Source organism: Variovorax robiniae, assembly GCF_037889955.1.
GTDB classification, from domain to species: domain Bacteria; phylum Pseudomonadota; class Gammaproteobacteria; order Burkholderiales; family Burkholderiaceae_C; genus Variovorax; species Variovorax robiniae.
The window spans coordinates 1-18,385 of record NZ_JBBKZS010000029.1 but is presented as its reverse complement, the minus strand read 5'-3'; the positions used below and the strand labels follow the sequence as shown (position 1 = coordinate 18,385).

Sequence of the window (18,385 nt, the reverse complement as noted above, 5' to 3'; positions counted from 1 at the left end):
GTGCTCAGGTCAGGGCGCGCTTGGGGGCCGTCTTGTAGTGCGTCGCGTACAGCGTCAGCCCCACGAAGCTCAGGCCACCGACGAGGTTGCCCAGCACCGTCGGGATCTCGTTCCAGATCAGGTAGTCCATCAGCGTGAAATTGCCGCCGAGCATCAGGCCGGTGGGGAACAGGAACATGTTGACGATCGAGTGTTCGAAGCCCATGTAGAAGAAGATCATCACGGGCATCCACATGCCGATGGCCTTGCCCGACACGCTGGTGGACATCAATGCAGCGACCACGCCCGTCGACACCATCCAGTTGCACATCACACCGCGGATGAACAGCGTCAGCATGCCCGCTGCGCCGTGCGACGAATAGCCCACCGTGCGGCCTTCGCCGATGTGGCCCAGCTTCTGGCCGATGGCGTTGGGCGCCTCGCTGAAGCCGAAGGTGAAGATGATCGCCATGAACACGGCCACGGTCAGCGCGCCGGCGAAGTTGCCGCAGAACACCAGGCTCCAGTTGCGCATCACGCCCTTCCAGGTGGCGCCGGGGCGCTTGTCGAGCACGGCCAGCGGTGCCAGCGTGAACACGCCCGTCAGCAGGTCGAAGCCCATGAGGTACAGCATGATGAAGCCGACCGGGAAGAGCATGGCGCCGATCAGCGCGTTGCCCGTGTTGACGGTGATGCTCACGGCAAAGGCCGCGGCCAGCGCCAGGATGGCGCCGGCCATGTAGGAGCGGATGAGCGTGTCGCGGGTGGACATCAGGAGCTTGGATTCGCCGGCGTCGACCATCTTGGTGACGAATTCGGCAGGTGCGAGGTAGGCCATGGGGTTCCTTGGGGATCTGAAATGAAAAGGGGTTCAGGAGAGCGCGACGTGGACGCGGCCCTCGTGGACACGCACCGCATGGGCGCGCACCGAGTGCTCCGGCGCTTCGAGGCATTCGCCGCTGCGCAGGTCGAAGTGGTTCTTGTAGAGGGGGGACGCGACGACGATGCGCTCGCCCAGGCTGCCGACCAGGCCGCGCGACAGCACGCTGGCCCTGGACTTCGGATCGACGTTGTCGATGGCAAAGAACTCCTGCGCGCCGGCCACGTTGAAGATCGCGACATGCACGCCGTCGACGAGCGCGCAGACGCCGGTGTCGGGCAGGATGTCGGTGGCTGCGCACACAGCCGTCCAGTGAAGGGTTTCGGTGCTCATGGGGATGTCCTCAGGCGGTTTCGAGATCGTTGGCGCTTTCGTCGCGCTGCGCGCCGCGCGCCGGCCGGATCTGGCCGCGCTCTTCCACGAACACGATGTGCTCGTCCGGCTTCTCGCTGTTGACGAAGGAGCGGAAGCGCTGGCGCGTGGCCGGGTCGTTCACGGCGGTCTTCCATTCGCACTGGTAAGTGCTGACGACGTGCTGCATCTGCGCTTCGAGTTCCGCGCCCAGGCCCAGCGTGTCGCTGATCAGCACGCCCTTGAGGTAGTCGAGGCCGCCCTCCAGGCTCTCGCGCCAGGTGCTGGTGCGCTGCAGCCGGTCGGCCGTGCGCACATAGAACATGAGGAAGCGGTCGACCAGCTTGATGAGCTCTTGCTTCGACAGGTCGGAAGCGATGAGCTCGGCATGGCGCGGCTTCATGCCGCCGTTGCCGCACACATAGAGGTTCCAGCCCTTCTCGGTGGCGATCACGCCCACGTCCTTGCTCTGCGCCTCGGCGCATTCACGCGTGCAACCCGAGACACCGAACTTGATCTTGTGGGGCGTGCGCAGGCCCTTGTAGCGGTTCTCCAGTTCGATGGCCATGCCCATGCTGTCGTCGACGCCGTAGCGGCACCAGGTCGAGCCGACGCAGCTCTTCACCGTGCGCAGCGACTTGCCGTATGCATGGCCTGATTCAAAGCCCGCAGCAATCAATTCTTCCCAGATCGCAGGCAACTGCTCGACACGCGCACCGAACAGGTCCACGCGCTGGCCGCCGGTGATCTTGGTGTAGAGGCCGTACTTCTTCGCGACCTGCCCCACGGCGATCAGCCCATCGGCCGAGACCTCGCCGCCCGGCATGCGCGGCACCACGGAGTACGAGCCGTCCTTCTGGATGTTGCCGAGGAAGTAGTCGTTGCTGTCCTGAAGACTGACCAGGTCCTTCTTGAGCACGAAGTCGTTCCAGCAGGAGGCGAAGATGCTCGCGGCGGTCGGCTTGCAGATGTCGCAGCCCAGGCCCTTGCCGTGTTTGGCGAGCAGGTCGCCGAAGGTCTTGATCTCGCCCACACGGACCAGGTGGAACAGCTCCTGGCGCGAATACGGGAAGTGCTCGCACAAATGGTTGTTGACCGCCATGCCGCGCTTGCTCATTTCCATCTTCATGACTTGCGTGACCAGCGGCACGCAGCCCCCGCACGATGCACCGGCCTTGGTGCAGGCCTTGAGGTCGGCCACGGTGCAGGCGCCCTCGCCGACCGCTGCGCAGAGCTGCCCCTTGCTCACGTTGTTGCACGAGCAGATCTGCGCCGTGTCGGGCAGCGCTTCCACACCGATGCCCGGGCGCGCCTTGCCGTCGCTCGAAGGCAGGATCAGGAACTCCGGGTCCTCCGGCAGTGCAATGCCGTTGAGCGCCAGTTGCAGCAGGTTGCCATACTCGCTGGCATCGCCCACCAGCACGGCACCCAACAGTTGCTTGCCGTCCTCGCTCACGACGATCTTCTTGTAGATCTGCTTGTGCTCGTTGACGTACTGGTAGGCGCGCGACTTGGGCGTCTTGCCGTGCGCGTCACCGATGCTGGCCACGTCCACGCCCATCAGCTTGAGCTTGGTGCTCATGTCGGCGCCGGTGAAGGCGGCTTCATCCTGACCGGCGATGTGCTTCGCGGCAACGCGTGCCATGTCGTAGCCCGGTGCGACGAGGCCGAAAGTCTGGTCGTTCCAAGCCGCGCATTCGCCGATGGCGTAGATGTTGCGGTCGCTGGTGCGGCAGTGCGAATCCACCGCGATGCCGCCGCGCGCACCCACTGCCAGCAGGCTCTGGCGTGCCAGTTCGTCGCGCGGACGGATGCCGGCGGAGAACACGATCATGTCGGTCTCCAGGTGCGTGCCATCGGCGAACACCATGCGGTGCCGGGCCGTCGCGCCGTCGACGATCTCCACCGTGTTGCGGCCGGTGTGCACATGCAGGCCCAGCGCCTCGATGCTGTTGCGCAGCGCACGCCCGCCGCCTTCATCGACCTGCACGGCCATGAGGCGCGGCGCGAACTCCACCACATGCGTTTCCAGGCCCATGTCGCGCAGGGCCTTGGCGCACTCCAGGCCCAGCAGGCCGCCGCCCACGACCACGCCGGTCTTCGAGCGGGCGCCGCAGGCCTTCATCGCTTCCAGGTCCTCGATGGTGCGGTAGACGAAACAGTTGGCACGGTCGCGCCCCGGCACCGGCGGCACGAAGGGCGAGGAGCCCGTGGCCAGCACCAGCTTGTCGTAGTGCACCACTTCGCCGTCGGCGGTGGTGATGGTGTTGTTGCGGCGCTCGATGGCCACGGCCTTCGCGGCCAGGCGCAAAGTGAACCCGCTGCGCTCGAAGAAACCGGGCTCGACCAGCGAAAGGTCTTCCGCCGTCTTGCCCGAGAAGAACTCGGACAGGTGCACCCGGTCGTAGGCCGGACGGGGCTCTTCGCAGAGCACCGTGACCTCGGCCTGCGCGATGCCCAACTCGTGAAGCTGCTCCAGAAACTTGTGGCCCACCATGCCGTGGCCAATCACTGCGATTTTCATGTCGGATCCTGCACACACAACCGAAACCGTGAGGGTGCGGACCACCGGACGTCGCTGTCTGATACGACAGCGGGCAGTGGGCCCCCGCATGGAACGGATGCGAATCGGGTTGGAACAGACGGACTGCCAGCGTCATTGCTGTCGGTCCGCCTCGAATCCCGCCGTCATTAGCGGAGGCACTTGGCCTGCGGCAACGGTGCCGTGCAGGTCAGTGCAATGGTGTGAGCAACATCCGTGCCGGCTTCCAACAACCCGGAAAGCCGCGAATCCCGGCCGTTCAGGGCGCGACGTGCGCCCATCTGGTGCGCCGCAGCATTGCGAACGCACCGAACTGGGACGAGATGGGCGGGGCCGCATGTGCGGCTCTTCCGAGCACTGCCTTAAAGTGAAGTCTCCGACCACAGCCACCAAAGCCTGGAGCAGCAACCTTGGACCTCCGCGATCTCCAGTACTTCGAAGTCATCGCCGAACTCGAGCACATGGGGCGCGCGGCCGAACGCCTGCATCGCACGCAGCCGGCCTTGACGAGTTGCGTGCGCCGGCTGGAAGACGCCTGCGGTGCCGCCCTCTTCGAGAAGACCGGTCGCGGCATCCGTCTCACCGCCGCCGGCAAGGCGCTGCTCAAGTGGGCGCAGCGCACGCGCTTCGACGTGGAGAGCGCACGCCGCGAGATCGGCGACATCGGGCGCGGCCTCACTGGCAACATCAAGGTCGGCATCGTGCCGACCGCCGCGCAGTTCCTGCTGCCGCCCGCCGCGCGCGACCTGATGCGCGAGGCGCCCGGCGTCACCCTGCGCACCACGGTCGCGCTGGTCGACGTACTGAAACCGCTGCTGCGTGCGGGCGACATCGACCTGATGGTCGGCACCGAAGGCCCGACCGAATCGGGCTTTGCCTCGCAGTACCTGGCAGAAGACGTGATCGTGGTCGCCGCGAACGACAAGCACCCCATCTTCGACAAGCCCAAGCCCGGCCTCAAGGATCTCGTCGACTATCGCTGGGTGCTGCAACCACCCGGCGCGCCGACACGCGACTGGCTCGACCAGACCTTCGACCGCAACCGCATCACGCGCCCCGTGGTGCAGGTCGAAAGCACGATGCTGCTGATGCTGCCGACGCTGATCGGCGAGACCGGCCTGTTGAGCTTCATCTCGCGCCTGCACCTGCAGGCCGGCCGCTCCGGCGCAGCGCTGCGTGAAGTGAAGCTGCCCGCCACGACGATGCGCCGTCGCATGGTCGTGACCTATCGAGACAGCGGCTACATCTCGCCCGCCGCGCAACGGCTGATCGATCTGCTGGCGAAATACGCAGAGGGACCGCGGGCCTAGGAACGACGGGGGCGAAAGCATCGTCAGGCCGCTCGCGATGTCCGAAATTTGCATCCTCAATTCTTGTGAGCAACAGCGCTTGCGGAGGCTTGCCGCAGTGCATCGAAGCGTCGATGATTTGCAATGCAGGGTGGGCGTTCGCAAACCTGGGAGACCTCCATGGCCTGGAAGGAAATTGTTGGGTCGGCCTTCGACGCCGATGCGTTCGACGCTTACTGTCACGGGCTGAGTTGGACAGCGTGGCGGCCGTCGTTCATCACTGTCCACAACACCGCGGCGCCCTCCCTTGCGCAGCGACCCAATGGGTTCACCAAGACCCACATCCAGAACCTCGTCACCTTCTATCGCGACAAGCAGGGATGGAGTGCCGGTCCGCACCTGTTCATCGATGACCGGCAGATATGGGTGTTCACGCCCTTGACCGTCTCTGGCGTGCACTCGCCCAGCTGGAACAAGACGGCCTTGGGGATCGAGATGCTTGGAGACTATGACAAGGACGCCTTCGATTCGGGCAGGGGCTTGCTGGTCCGCCAGAACACCGTGGCCGCCATGGCGACGCTCTGCGCCATCCTGGGCATGGACCCCTTGACGATGAAGCTTCACCGGGAAGACCCCAAAACGACGCATGCCTGCCCGGGAACCCATGTCAAGAAGCTGGAGCTCATCCAGGACGTCCAGGATCTCCTTGTCCAGCGGCACGCTGGTGAACACCTCGTGTAGATCTGGGGATGCAATACCCCAAGCCGCATCTATCAATCTTCAAAAACTATCGATTGGACTGAATAGACCGCTCGTCGAATACTTGGCTCCATCAAACGCACCGCCCGCAATCACGCGGGACGGGCGCAACAGGAGACAAGTTCATGCAACAACACCGCGCTTTCACTGCCTCGCGCCGCACCCTCGGCATCGCCGCCCTCTCGCTCGTCGCCAGCGCCACGCTCCTGGCGCACGCCCCGGCCTCGGCCCAGGCCGCCTGGCCGTCGCGGCCGATCAAGCTCATCGTCCCCTTCCCCGCTGGCGGCGGCACCGACCTGATTGCGCGTGAAGTCGCCAACAAGGTCGCCACCAGCAACGGCTGGTCGATCATCATCGACAACAAGCCGGGCTCGGGCGGCAACCTCGGCGTGGATGCGGCGGCCAAGGCACCCGCCGACGGCTACACGCTGGTGCTGGGCCAGACCAGCAACCTGGCCATCAACCCCACGCTCTACCCCAAGCTGCCCTACAACCCCGAGAAGGACCTGACCCCGGTCGTGCCGGTCGCCACCGCACCGCTGCTGCTCGTGGTGGCCGCCGACTCGCCCTACAAGTCGCTCGCCGACGTGGTGGCCGCCGCCAAGGCCAAGCCGGAGTCGCTGAACTACGCCAGCTCCGGCAGCGGCACGGTGGCGCACCTCGCGACCGAGCTGTTCCAGAAGACCGCCGGCGTCAAGTTCACGCACGTTCCGTACAAGGGCGCGGCACAGGGCTCGACCGACCTGATCGGCGGCCAGCTGCAGATGTACATGTCCTCGGTGCCGACGCTGATCGGCTACGTCAAGAACGCGAAGATGCGCGCCATCGCCGTCACGTCTGCCAAGCGCACGGCCGACCTGCCCGCGGTGCCGACCATTGCCGAGTCTGGCTACAAGGGCTTCGAGGCGGTGACCTGGTTCGGCGTGGCCGGGCCGGCGGGTCTGCCGAAGGACATCGTTGCCAAGCTGAACGGCGCGTTCAACAAGGCGCTGCAGGACCCCGAGGTCAAGAAGAAGCTGGCGAGCCAGGGCACCGATGCGCTCGGTGGCACGCCCGAGCAGTTCGCCAAGCTGATCCATGACGACATCGGGCGCTGGGGCGCGATCGTCAAGGAGTCGGGGGCGAAGGTCGACTGAAGCAGGCACATCCATCGCCGCTGCCCCTCACCCTGACCCTCTCCCCAGCGGGGAGAGGGAAGGACAAACACACCCTGAACCGAAAGAACACCATGACGACAAACACCCTTCCCGACATCATTCGCGACTTCCAACGTGTCCCCGCCCACATCGTGGCGCAAGCCGCCGAACTGCAACCCGCCATCCTGGCCGACGTGGCCGGTCGCCGCGGCGCGGTGGATGGCCGCATCAAGGCGCTGCGGCCCCGCATGAAGCTGGCCGGCACGGCCTTCACCGTCGAAGTCCGCCCCGGCGACAACCTCATGATCCACGCCGCCATCGCCATGGCCAAGCCGGGCGACGTGCTGGTCATCGACGGCAAGGGCGACCAGACCTCGGCACTCATGGGCACGATCATGATGACGGCCTGCCAGAAGCTCGGCATCGCTGGCGTGGTGATGGACGGCGCCTGCCGCGACAGCCTGGAGATCGACGAGATGGACTACCCGGTGTTCTCGGTCGGTACCAATCCGAACGGCCCGACCAAGAACATCGGCGGGCGCATCGGGCATCCGGTGTCGATCGGCGGCGTGACGGTGCATCCCGGCGACTTCGTGATCGGCGATGGCGATGGTGTCGTCGTGGTGGAGCGCGAGAAGATCGAAGCACTTCTGCCGCTGGCCGCGAAGAAGGTCAAGGACGAAGCCGCGCGCATCGCGGCCATCAAGGGTGGCGAGACCGCCGCCAAGTGGCTCGACGCCGCACTGCGCTCCGCCGGCGTGCTGAAGGAAGGGGAAACGCTGTGAGCACCATCCTCGTCACCGGCGCCGACCTGGCGCCGCAAGCACTGGCCCTGCTCGAAGGTCACGAGGTGATCTACGCCGGCAAGACGCCGACCGAAAGCGATCTCGTGGCACTGTGCGGCGCGCATGACCCTGTCGCCATCATCGTGCGCTACGGCAAGGTCGGCGCCGCCGTGATGGACGCGGCGCCCTCGCTGCGCGTGATTTCCAAGCACGGCAGCGGCACCGACACCATCGACAAGGTGGCGGCGCAGGCGCGCGGCATCGAGGTGGTCGCGGCTGCCGGCGCCAACGCCGCCGCGGTGGCCGAGCAGGCACTGGCCCTGCTGCTGGCCTGCGCCAAGTCGGTGGTCGCGCTGGATGCGCGCATGCATGCGGGCCACTGGGACAAGGCAACGCACAAGAGCCTCGAACTGGGTGGGCGCACGATCGGCCTGGTCGGCCTCGGCGCGATCGGCTTGCGATTCGCACGCATGGCCGATGCCCTCGGCATGCGGGTCATCGGCTTCGATCCGTTCGCTCGCAACGTGCCGGCGTACGTGGAATGCGTGGACCTGCTGACGCTGTGGCGCGAGTCCGATGCGATCTCGCTGCACTGCCCGCTGACCGACGACAACCGCGGCCTGCTGGACACGGGCACGCTCGCGCAGTGCAAGCGCGGCGTGATCGTGGTCAACACGGCGCGCGGCGGCCTGATCGACGAAGCCGCGCTGCTGGACGCGGTGCGTTCGGGCCAGGTGGCCATGGCCGGGCTGGACAGCTTCGCGGTGGAACCGATGACCGCCGGCCATGCGTTCCAGGCCGAAAAGAACTTCGTGCTGAGCCCGCACATCGGCGGCGTGACCAGCGATGCCTACGTGAACATGGGCGTCGCCGCGGCCACCAACCTGCTGCAGGTGCTGTCACGCCAGCCCGCGGTGGTCGGCTGAGCATGCATAGAACAACAAGGAGACATCCATGAAGCATCCCCTCATGGCCGCATGGCTGGGAGGTGCGCTCGGCCTCGGCGGTGCACTGACGGCCCTGCCCGCACAGGCACAGCCGGCCTGGCCGGCCAAGCCGGTGCGCATCCTCGTCGGCTTCTCCGCCGGCGGCCCGACCGACGTCGTCGCGCGCGCGTTCGCCGAGCACGCGTCGCGCGCGCTGGGCCAGCCTTTCGTGGTGGACAACAAGCCCGGCGCCAACACCATCCTCGCGGCGGAAGCGGTGGCCTCGGCACCGGCCGACGGCTACACGCTGCTGCTGGGCGCCACCAACCACACGATGATCCCCGCGCTCTACAGCCAGCGCGTGAAGTTCGATGCAGTGCGCTCCTTTGCGCCGGTGTGCTCGGTGGCCGTCAGCCCGACGGTGCTGGTCGTCGGTCCCTCCATGCCGGTCAAGTCGCTCGGCGACTTCCTGAAGGAGGTCAAGGCGGCGCCGGGCCAGCGCACCTATGGCACGCCGGGCAGCGGGAGCTCCGGCCACTTCGCCGCCGCGCAGTTCACGCGGCTGACCGGGACCTCGATGAACCACATTCCGTACAAGGGGGCTGCGCAGGCCACGACCGACATGATGGGCGGGCAGGTCGACAGTTCCTTCGCGACGCTGGGCTCGGTGCTGCCGCAGGTGCAGGCCGGCAAGCTGAACGCGCTTGCCGTCGCCGCGCCGAAGCGCTCGGCCCTGCTGCCGAATGTGCCGACCTTCGAGGAGGCCGGCGTGAAAGGCTATTCCGCCGATGCCTGGTATGGCGTGCTCGCGCCGGCGAACACACCCGCTCCGATCTTGGCCACGCTGCGGCGCGTGGCCACCGAGTTCGCGCAGGCGCCGGCCACGGCCGAGAAGCTGCGCCTGCTGGGCATGGAACCTCGCAACGTCTGCGGCGACGCCTTCGGTGCGCAACTGGCGCAAGAGGTGAAGGCCTACGGCGATCTCGCCCGCACGCTCGACCTCAAGCCGGAATGAGCGCAGGCCGTTCACCGGACACAGTTTCATCCTTTCGGGAATCCCTTTCATGAAGAACCTCCTCCGCGGCGTGCTCGCCGCATCCCTCCTGGCCGCCGCCTCCGTTCACGCCGCATTCCCGGACCGGCCGATCACGATGGTCGTGCCCTATGCCCCGGGCGGGTCGGCCGATGCCCTGGCGCGCGTGCTTGCGGTGCGCATGGGCGCCAAGCTCGGCACCAGTGTGATCGTGGACAACCGCCCCGGTGCGAGCGGCAACATCGGTGCGACTTATGCATCGAAGGCCGCCCCCGACGGCTACACCATGCTGTACGACGCCACGCCCTATTCGATCAATCCGCACCTGTTCCCGCGCATGCCCTACGCCAGCAACGCGCTGCAGCCGCTGTCGCTGGTCGCGCTCGCTCCGAACATCATCATCGTCAAGGCCGATTCGCCGATCAAGGATGCCAAGGACCTGGTGGCGCGGGCCAAGGCCTCGCCCGGCAAGATCAACTACGCCTCCGGCGGCAGCGGCACGGTGCAGCGACTGGCGGCGGAACTGCTGCGCCAGAAGCTGGACCTCGACATGGTGCACGTGGGCTACAAGAGCGGCGGACCGGCCATCGTCGACGTCACGGGCGGGCAGGTCGACTTCATGTTCAGCACCATTGCCGCGTCCTATCCGCTGGTGTCGTCCGGCAAGCTGCGCGCGCTGGCGGTGTCGTCGCCGGAGCGGTCCAAGCGCCTGCCGCAGGTTCCGACGGTGGCCGAGTCCATCGTGCCGGGCTACGAAGCCTTCGAATGGAACGGCGTGCTGCTGCCCGCCGGCACGCCCGAGCCCGTCGCTGCCAAGCTGCACAAGGCGCTGGTCGACGTCCTGCAGGAAGACGAAGTGAAGCAGCGCTTCGCCGACGTGGGCGTGCAGCCCGTCGGATCCTCGCCCGCCGATTTCTCGGCCTTCCTGAAGAAGGAAGACGCCAAGTGGGCGGAAGTGATTCGCAAGGGCGACATCAAGCTCGACTGAATCCCATGACCCTGAACCCGCTCACGCAGCCCGTGCCCCATTCCGCGGGCCTCGGGCGACCGTCCCGTGTGCTGCCTGCCGGCGCGTGCGACAGCCACATGCACATCTTCGATCCCCGCTTCGCGCCGTCGCCGCACTGGAAGCGCCAGCCACCGCATGCGGGGGTCGATGCCTATCGCGCGCTGCAACGTCGGATCGGCACGTCGCGCACGGTGGTGGTGAACCCGTCCACCTATGGCACCGACAACGCCTGCCTGCTCGACGCGCTGGCACAGCTTGGCGACGAAGCGCGCGGCATTGCGGTGGTGGCAGCCGACGTCGACGATGCCGAACTCGACCGCCTGGATGCGCAGCGCGTCCGTGGCCTGCGCGTGAACTTCGTGACGCCGCAATCGTGGGGCGCCACCACTGCGGACATGCTGACGACGCTGGCGCGCAAGGCCGACCGACTGGGCTGGCACATCCAGGTCTTCATGCACCCGGAACAACTGGTCGAACTGGCACCCGTGCTCGCGGCGCTGCCGACCCCGCTGGTCATCGACCACCTGGCCCGCATCGATCCCGCGCAGGGCCCGGACAGCCCCTCCTTCGACACGCTGCGCAGCTTGATCGACCGCGGCCGCACCTGGGTCAAGCTGTCGGGCGTCTACATGCGCTCGCGCGAGGGCGCACCAGGGTACGGCGACGCCAGTGCCTTGGGCCGCGCGCTGGTGCAGGCCGCGCCGGAGCGCATGATGTGGGGCACCGACTGGCCGCACACCACGGAGACACCGGGCTCGGTCGACGACACCGACCTTGTCGAAGTGCTGCGCGCATGGTGCGGGGACGACGCGGTCATGGACCGTATCCTCGTGGACAACCCGCAACGGCTGTACGGCTTCGGCCCCTTCACCCCCACTGCGGCATGAATGCCGCGACGGAGATTCCCGTGTTTCTTCTGCAAGCGCCCCAGGTCCTGGAGCTCGAAGTCTTTTCCCGCATGCCGGAGTCCTTGCGCCGGCGCGAGCCTTCCGTCTGGGCCGACGCCAACCGCGGCGGTCAGATCACCGACTCCTTCCTCGAGGGCCCGGTGTTCGACGATGCCGGCAACCTGTACGTGGCCGACATTCCCTTCGGCCGCATCTTTCGCATCGACGCAGGAGGCCAGTGGTCGCAGGTCGCGGAGTACGACGGCGAGCCCAACGGCATGAAGTTCCTCGACGCGAACACGCTACTCGTCACCGACTACAAGAACGGCCTGATGCGCATCGACGTGAAGACGGGTACCGTCACGCCGCACCTGCAGCGCCGCAACACCGAGCGCTTCAAGGGCGTCAACGACCTGGTCATCGATGCCAAAGGCAACATCTACTTCACGGACCAAGGCCAGACCGGCCTGCACGATCCCACGGGTCGCCTGTACCGCCTGCGCCCCGACGGCCAGCTGGACCTGCTGCTGGCCAACGTCCCCAGCCCCAACGGCGTCGCCCTGTCGCCCGACGGCAAGCTGCTGTACCTGGCCGTGACGCGCGGCAACTGCGTCTGGCGCGTGCCCTTGCTGGCGGATGGCAGCGTGGCCAAGGTCAGCCAGTTCTTCACCTCCTACGGCCCGAGCGGACCGGACGGCCTCGCCGTCGACACGCAGGGCCGCGTGATCGTGGCCAATCCCGGCCTGGGCTATGTCTGGGTGCTGAACGCGCGAGCCGAGCCGGTGCTCGTGCTGCGCGGGCCGGCCGGCGCCTCCACCACCAACATCGCTTTCGGCGGCACGGACCGGTCCATCCTGTTCGTGACCGACTCGACACACGGGAACATCCTCCGTGCGCAACTGGATGTGCCGGGCGTGCCACTGCACCGCGGGGTGTCGCCAGGGTAGTACGTGGCAGCGCGGAGGCCCGCCTATGATCATTTCCAGAACAATCCTGGAGACCTCATGCCCGCCTTCACCACCCTGCGCATCGACAAGGATGCAGCAGAGCCCCGCATTGCCCGCCTGCTGCTGAACCGCCCCGAGCGGCTCAACGCGATCAACGACCAGACGCCGCGCGAGATCCGCGCCGCCGTCGAGTGGGCCAACGATGACAACGAGGTTCACGTCATCGTCATCGAAGGCGCCGGCAAGGGCTTCTGCGGCGGCTACGACCTCTCGCAGTTCGGCGAGGGCGAACTCGATCACCCCTGCCAGCAGGAGCGCTTCCCCTGGGACCCGATGGACGACTACGCCTACATGAAGCGCAACACCGAGGACTTCATGACGCTGTGGAAAAGCCCCAAGCCCACCATCGCCAAGGTGCATGGCTACGCGGCAGCGGGCGGCAGCGACATCGCGCTGTGCTGCGACCTGCTGGTGATGGCCGAGGACGCGCGCATCGGCTACATGCCCACGCGCGTGTGGGGCTGCCCCACCACCGCGATGTGGACCTACCGGCTCGGCCCGACGCGGGCCAAGCAACTCATGTTCACCGGCGACACCATCGACGGCCGCAAGGCCGCCGAATGGGGCCTGGCCAACGAGGTCGTGCCCGCGGACCAGTTGGAAGACGCGACGATGAAGCTTGCGAAGCGCATTGCCGGCGTGCCGCGCAGCCACCTCGCGATGCACAAGATGGTCGTCAACCAGGTGATGCTCACGATGGGCCTGGAGCAGAGCCAGCAGATGGCCACCGTGTTCGACGGCATCACGCGCCACAACCCGGAAGGGATGTGGTTCCGCCGCCATGCGCAGGCCGAGGGCTTCAAGTCGGCCGTGCAGTGGCGCGACAGCGGCCGGCCGATCCCTGAAGGCGACGAGGCCCGCGCACTGATCCGCGACTACGACGCGAAGCGCAAGGCCGTCTGACCCCATGGCGGGCAGCACGCACGCCGGCAAGCCGGAGAAAGGATCGATGACCCATCCGATGAAACCCCGCCGCCGGCCCACGCAGTCGCGCGCCTGGATGACGTCGGAAGCGATCCAGGATGCCTTCGTACTGCTCTTGCTGGAGAAGGGCTACGAGGCGGTGTCGATGCGCGACATCGCCAACGTCGCAGGGGTCGCGCTCGGCACGCTGTACCTGTACTTCCCGAACAAGGACTCGATGGCGGCGGTGACGGTGCGCCGATGCGTCAGGCGCGTCGGCGAGGCGCTGGCCCAAGCGAACCCTGGGCAGCAGGCACGCACCGTGCAACAGGTCACCGATGCCATCGCCGCGGCCTATGCCCACTGCTTCCTGGACCGGCCGCAGCAATGGAAAGCGCTGATCTCGCTGGAGCGACGGATCTCCTCCGCGGAAAGCTACGAGCAGTTGTACCGCCAGCATGTGGCGATCGTGCGCGACGCGCTCGTCGCCGCCTCCGACTGGCCCGCACCCTCCGATGCGGACGCCATGGCCTTCACCGTATTCACCATCGTGGATGGCATGGTCCGGCATGCCCTGCTGGTTCATGCGCAAGTTCCGGCCGAGGAAGCCCTGGTGCGCGAGATCCGCTGCGTGCTGGACGGCTATCTCCAGCAGGCATGGGCGCCAGCCCGCCCGGCGTCCGGCGCGCCGGGCAAAAACTGAACACCCCGCCACATCGGCCCTCGCTTCGCATGCTTTCCGCAAGGGAATGCGTGCAGGCGGCATTTCTGAACAGCCCGAATCCCCTCCCCGCATAGAGTTTCTTCACACATGCCGGACTGCCCGGCATGCCCCGAAGCCGACTCATTCCAAGGGAGACATCATGAAGTCGAAACTGCTTGCAGGCGCCATCCTGGCCCTGTGCGCCCAACTCGCCACCGCGGCCGAAACCGTGAAGATCGCATCGCTGGACATGCTGTCCGGCCCGCTCGCCGGCTTCGGCCAATCGGCCCTGAAGCACTGGCAGTTCCTCGCGGACAAGGCCAACACCGAAGGCTGGGCCGGCGACACGAAGTTCGAGATCGTCCCCTTCGACACCAAGATGTCCCCGCAGGAGGCGCTGAGCCTGCTGCAGCAGGTCAGCGCGCAGAACATCCGCTACGTGGTGCAGGGCGCGAGTTCCAGCGCGGTGGGCATCGCGCTGGAGGAGGCCATCGAGAAGCACAACCAGCGCAACCCCGGCAAGGAGATCGTGTACCTCAACTACGCCTCCGCCACGCCGGTCATGACCAACGAGAAGTGCAGCTACTGGCACTTCCGCACCGATGCCAACATCGACATGAAGATCAAGGCCATGGTCACCCACATGGCCGCGGACAAGACGCTCAAGCGCGTCTTCATGCTCAACCCCAACTACGCCTACGGCCAGGATGCCGCGCGCTTCGCACGCCGGTACATGATGGACATGCGCCCGGACGTCGAGATCGTCGGCGACGACTACCACGCGATGGGCCAGGTCAAGGACTTCTCGCCCTACATCGCGAAGATCATGGCCGCCAAGGCCGATGCGCTGATCACCGTCGCATTCGGCAACGACCTGGCGCTGATGGTGCGCGCCGCCAACGATGCCGGCATGAAGGACACCAGCATCTACACCGTGGCCGGCAGCAGCCCGGGCATGGGCATTGCCTACGGCGAGCCCGCAGTCGGCCGCGTCAAGCTGGTGATCGGCAACAACATGAACGACGAGCGCTTCGGCGCCACCAAGATCGCGACGGAATACAAGCAGCGTTTCAAGGAGGACTTCTTCTTCGGCGCGGTGCACACCGGCATGCGCATGCTCTCGAGCGCGATCCGCGAGGCCAAGGGCTCGGACCCGGTCGCCGTGGCGCGCAAGCTGGAAGGCATGAAGCTGGACGGCCTGGCCGGCCCGGTCGAGATGCGCAAGGAAGACCACCAGTTGCAGATGCCCATCTACATCGATTCCTGGGCCAAGGTGGACGGCAAGCGCGTCAAGCTCGACCAGGACGGCACCGGCTTCGGCTGGCGCACCGATGCCATCGTGCCGAACGCGGAGACCTCGCTGCCCACCACCTGCGCCATGAAGCGCCCCTGAAGATGGGCCCACCCCCGAATGCGCCTGCGGCGCTCCCCCTCAAGGGGGCGCACCCAGCGGCCCGGCAAAGCCGGTTCCGCGGGTGCCCCCGAACTGATACGCCCCCACACATGCCACACACCCAGACCTATGCCACGCCTACGCGTGAGCTTCAATTCATCCTGCACGAATGGCTGGACGCCGCCACCGGTCTGCAGGAGTTGCCCAGCCACGCCGGCATCCGGCGCAACGACATCGACGAACTGATCTCGGCGCTCGGCCATTTCGCCGAAGATGAAGTGGCCCCGCTCAATGCCATCGGCGACACCGAGGGCTGCAGCTTCCACGACGGCCAGGTCACGACCCCGGCCGGCTTCCGCGAGGCATATGCCTCCTGGTGCGCCCAAGGCTTTCCCCGCCTCACCGCAGCACGGGAAGACGGCGGCCGCGCCTTGCCGAACGTCATGACCAACCTGGTGATCGAACTGGTCGGTTCGGCCAACCATTCCTGGCTGATGTACGCCAGCATTTCGCGCGGCGCCTATGAATGCATCCGTGCCAACGGCAATGCGCAGCAGCGCGCGCTCTACCTGCCCAGGCTGGCGAGCGGCGCCTGGACCGGCAGCATGTGCATGTCGGAAACGCTGGCTGGCACCGACGTCGGCCTGCTTCAAACCAGCGCCGCGCCGCAGGCCGACGGCAGCTATCGGCTGACCGGCCTGAAGCGCATGGCGACCGTCTCCGAGCATGACTTCGGCGAGAACATCGTCCACCTGGTGCTCGCGCGCATCGACGGCGCGCCGCCGGGCTCGCGCGGCATCTCGCTGTTCATCGTGCCCAAGTTCCTGCCGGACGCGAACGGTGATGCAGGGGAACGCAACAGCGCGCATTGCGAAGGGTTGGAAGACAAGATGGGCATCCGCGGCACGCCCACCTGCTGGCTGCGCTTCGACGGCGCCACGGGCTTCCTGCTGGGCGAGGCCAACAAGGGACTGCAGGCGATGTTCGTCATGATGAACATCGCGCGCCTTGCCACCGGCATGCAGGGCGTCAACCAGTCGGAGCGCGGCTACCAGGTCGCGGCCGACCATGCGCGCCACCGCCTGCAAGGCCGCAGCGCCCGGGGCAGTGCGCCAGGCCACGAAGCCGATCCGCTGATCGTCCATGCCGACGTGCGCCGCATGCTGTTCACGCAGAAGGCCTGGCTGGAGGCCGGCCGCGCCTTCGGCTACTGGCTGGCGCTGCAGGTGGACCGCGCCCAGGCGCATCCCGATGCCGATGCGCGCCACGATGCCGATGAGTTGGTCGCCCTGCTCACCCCGGTCTTCAAGGCCTTCTCCAGCGACAACGGCTACGCCTGCACCACGCTCGCGCAGCAGATCATGGGCGGCGCGGGCTACCTCGGTGAGCGCGGCGTGGACCAGTTCATCCGCGACGTGCGCGTGGCGCAGATCTACGAAGGCGCCAACGGCATCCAGGGCCAGGACCTGCTGGGCCGCAAGGTGCTTGCCGATGGAGGCGATCGACTCGCGCGCTTCCAGCGGCACGTGGCTGCGTCCATGGCCCACATCGAGCCCGACTCGAGCCTTCGTCCCTTCGCCGACAGCGTGCTGCAACTGGGCGAACGCATCGGCGCACAGGTGCCACGCATCGCAGCGCGTGCCACCGCGAACCCGGACCAGGTCGGCGCCAGCGGCCAGAGCTTCCTGCGGCTGCTGGGCCTGCAGGTCTACGGTTGGCTTTGGACCGAGATGGCGCGGGTGGCGCAGCCGCAGGCCGACTTCTCCAGCTTCCACGCGGCCAAGCTCGCGACGGCGCGTTTCTACTTCGCCTACCTCTTCCCCGAGGCCGAGCACCACCTGCGCGTGATCGACATCGACGCCGACGTGCTGATGACCGCCGACGAAACCCTCTTCTGACCCCACCTGAATCGAAGCAAATGATGAACGATCTCTTCAGCCTGCGCGGCAAGGTGGCCGTCGTGACCGGCGCCAGCCGCGGCATCGGACGCGCCACTGCCGAACAACTCGCGGCGCACGGCGCCAAGGTCTGCGTCTCCAGCCGGCGCCTGGACGCCTGCGAGGCCGTCGTCGCCGACATCCGGGCCAAGGGCGGCGAGGCCATGGCCTGCGAAGCCAGCATCTCGCGCAAGGACCAGCTTGAACACATGGTCGCGCAGGTGCGCGCCCGCTATGGCGCCATCGACATCCTCGTCTGCAATGCCGCCACCAATCCGCACTGGGGCGCGTTGAACGACATCGAGGACGACATGTTCCTCAAGATCGTGCGCAACAACGTGCTCAGCAACCTCTGGCTGGTGAAGCTGGTGAGCGCCGACATGAAGACGAAACGCGATGGCGCAATCGTCGTGATCTCGTCGATCGCAGGACTCAAGGGCTCGTCCACCATCGGCGCCTACGGACTGTCGAAGGCGGCCGACATGCAACTGGCGCGTGACCTGGCCGTGGAACTCGGCCCGCACAACATCCGCATCAACTGCATCGCACCCGGGTTGGTCGAGACCAAGCTGGCCCAGGCACTGCTCGACGATCCGGAGATGCAGGCCTTCACAAAGGACAAGCTGCCGCTGAGGCGGCTCGGCCAACCGCAGGACATCGCCGGCATCGTCACCATGCTTGCCTCTCCGGCGGGCGCGTTCATCACCGGGCAGACGCTGGTGGCGGACGGTGGTGCTGTGATCGTCTAAGGCCTAACTAAGAACTTATCCGTAAATAGGTAAACTGTCGATCCGAGCCGCATTGGGCGCGGCGATGGATCGAGATCTTGGCGAAACGTGTTGAGTCGTGGGTGGTGACCGATGAGT

General features: G+C 66.8%; 17 protein-coding genes. 14 read left to right on the top strand and 3 right to left on the bottom strand.

Annotation, left to right across the window (positions count from 1 at the left end; genetic code table 11):
* Positions 1–4: 4 nt before the first annotated feature.
* From WKW79_RS33130 to nirB, 3 genes are read right to left on the bottom strand one after another with little or no spacing between them, the layout of a single operon-like run.
* On the bottom strand, positions 5–817 hold the full coding sequence (locus WKW79_RS33130; RefSeq protein WP_340339489.1) for a formate/nitrite transporter family protein: 813 nt from the start codon (positions 815–817) through the stop codon (positions 5–7).
* Positions 818–850: 33 nt separating this feature from the next.
* Positions 851–1,192, bottom strand: coding sequence for a nitrite reductase small subunit NirD (gene nirD / locus WKW79_RS33125; RefSeq protein WP_340339488.1), 342 nt, complete (start codon positions 1,190–1,192; stop codon positions 851–853).
* A 10-nt stretch (positions 1,193–1,202) separates the two neighbouring features.
* Complete coding sequence (gene nirB / locus WKW79_RS33120) at positions 1,203–3,734, bottom strand: nitrite reductase large subunit NirB (protein ID WP_340339487.1); 2,532 nt, start codon at positions 3,732–3,734, stop codon at positions 1,203–1,205.
* A gap of 428 nt (positions 3,735–4,162) precedes the next feature.
* Here nirB and WKW79_RS33115 point away from each other — a divergent pair, with 428 nt between their 5' ends.
* The 14 genes from WKW79_RS33115 (at position 4,163) to WKW79_RS33050 (ending at position 18,268) form a co-directional block, all read left to right on the top strand.
* A complete protein-coding gene (locus WKW79_RS33115) occupies positions 4,163–5,062 on the top strand; it encodes a LysR family transcriptional regulator (RefSeq protein ID WP_340339486.1) in 900 nt (299 codons plus the stop codon).
* Between the two features lie 159 nt (positions 5,063–5,221).
* A complete protein-coding gene (locus tag WKW79_RS33110) occupies positions 5,222–5,782 on the top strand; it encodes an N-acetylmuramoyl-L-alanine amidase (protein WP_340339485.1) in 561 nt (186 codons plus the stop codon).
* A gap of 143 nt (positions 5,783–5,925) precedes the next feature.
* Positions 5,926–6,936 (top strand): Bug family tripartite tricarboxylate transporter substrate binding protein, encoded by a 1,011-nt coding sequence (locus tag WKW79_RS33105; RefSeq protein ID WP_340339484.1) that lies wholly within the window; start codon positions 5,926–5,928, stop codon positions 6,934–6,936.
* Between the two features lie 92 nt (positions 6,937–7,028).
* Positions 7,029–7,721: an RraA family protein gene (locus tag WKW79_RS33100; protein WP_340339483.1), complete on the top strand. Its 693-nt coding sequence runs from the start codon at positions 7,029–7,031 to the stop codon at positions 7,719–7,721.
* A complete protein-coding gene (locus tag WKW79_RS33095; protein WP_340339482.1) occupies positions 7,718–8,647 on the top strand; it encodes an NAD(P)-dependent oxidoreductase in 930 nt (309 codons plus the stop codon). The genes WKW79_RS33100 and WKW79_RS33095 overlap by 4 nt, the downstream gene beginning before the upstream one ends.
* A gap of 28 nt (positions 8,648–8,675) precedes the next feature.
* Complete coding sequence (locus WKW79_RS33090) at positions 8,676–9,662, top strand: Bug family tripartite tricarboxylate transporter substrate binding protein (protein WP_340339481.1); 987 nt, start codon at positions 8,676–8,678, stop codon at positions 9,660–9,662.
* Positions 9,663–9,711: 49 nt separating this feature from the next.
* Positions 9,712–10,668 (top strand): Bug family tripartite tricarboxylate transporter substrate binding protein, encoded by a 957-nt coding sequence (locus WKW79_RS33085; protein ID WP_340339480.1) that lies wholly within the window; start codon positions 9,712–9,714, stop codon positions 10,666–10,668.
* A gap of 5 nt (positions 10,669–10,673) precedes the next feature.
* On the top strand, positions 10,674–11,576 hold the full coding sequence (locus WKW79_RS33080; protein WP_340339479.1) for an amidohydrolase family protein: 903 nt from the start codon (positions 10,674–10,676) through the stop codon (positions 11,574–11,576).
* A 20-nt stretch (positions 11,577–11,596) separates the two neighbouring features.
* Positions 11,597–12,523, top strand: coding sequence for an SMP-30/gluconolactonase/LRE family protein (locus tag WKW79_RS33075; protein WP_340339478.1), 927 nt, complete (start codon positions 11,597–11,599; stop codon positions 12,521–12,523).
* Between the two features lie 57 nt (positions 12,524–12,580).
* Positions 12,581–13,486, top strand: a complete 906-nt coding sequence (locus tag WKW79_RS33070) for a crotonase/enoyl-CoA hydratase family protein (RefSeq protein WP_340339477.1) — start codon at positions 12,581–12,583, stop codon at positions 13,484–13,486.
* Positions 13,487–13,532: 46 nt separating this feature from the next.
* Entirely contained in the window at positions 13,533–14,189 is a 657-nt protein-coding gene (locus WKW79_RS33065) for a TetR/AcrR family transcriptional regulator (protein ID WP_340339476.1), read from the top strand.
* A gap of 160 nt (positions 14,190–14,349) precedes the next feature.
* Positions 14,350–15,582 carry a branched-chain amino acid ABC transporter substrate-binding protein gene (locus WKW79_RS33060; protein ID WP_340339475.1) on the top strand — a complete coding sequence of 411 codons (1,233 nt, stop codon included), beginning with the start codon at positions 14,350–14,352 and terminating at the stop codon, positions 15,580–15,582.
* 110 nt (positions 15,583–15,692) lie between these two features.
* Positions 15,693–17,480, top strand: a complete 1,788-nt coding sequence (locus WKW79_RS33055) for an acyl-CoA dehydrogenase C-terminal domain-containing protein (protein WP_340339474.1) — start codon at positions 15,693–15,695, stop codon at positions 17,478–17,480.
* 20 nt (positions 17,481–17,500) lie between these two features.
* Entirely contained in the window at positions 17,501–18,268 is a 768-nt protein-coding gene (locus WKW79_RS33050) for an SDR family NAD(P)-dependent oxidoreductase (RefSeq protein ID WP_340339473.1), read from the top strand.
* Positions 18,269–18,385 lie beyond the last annotated feature (117 nt).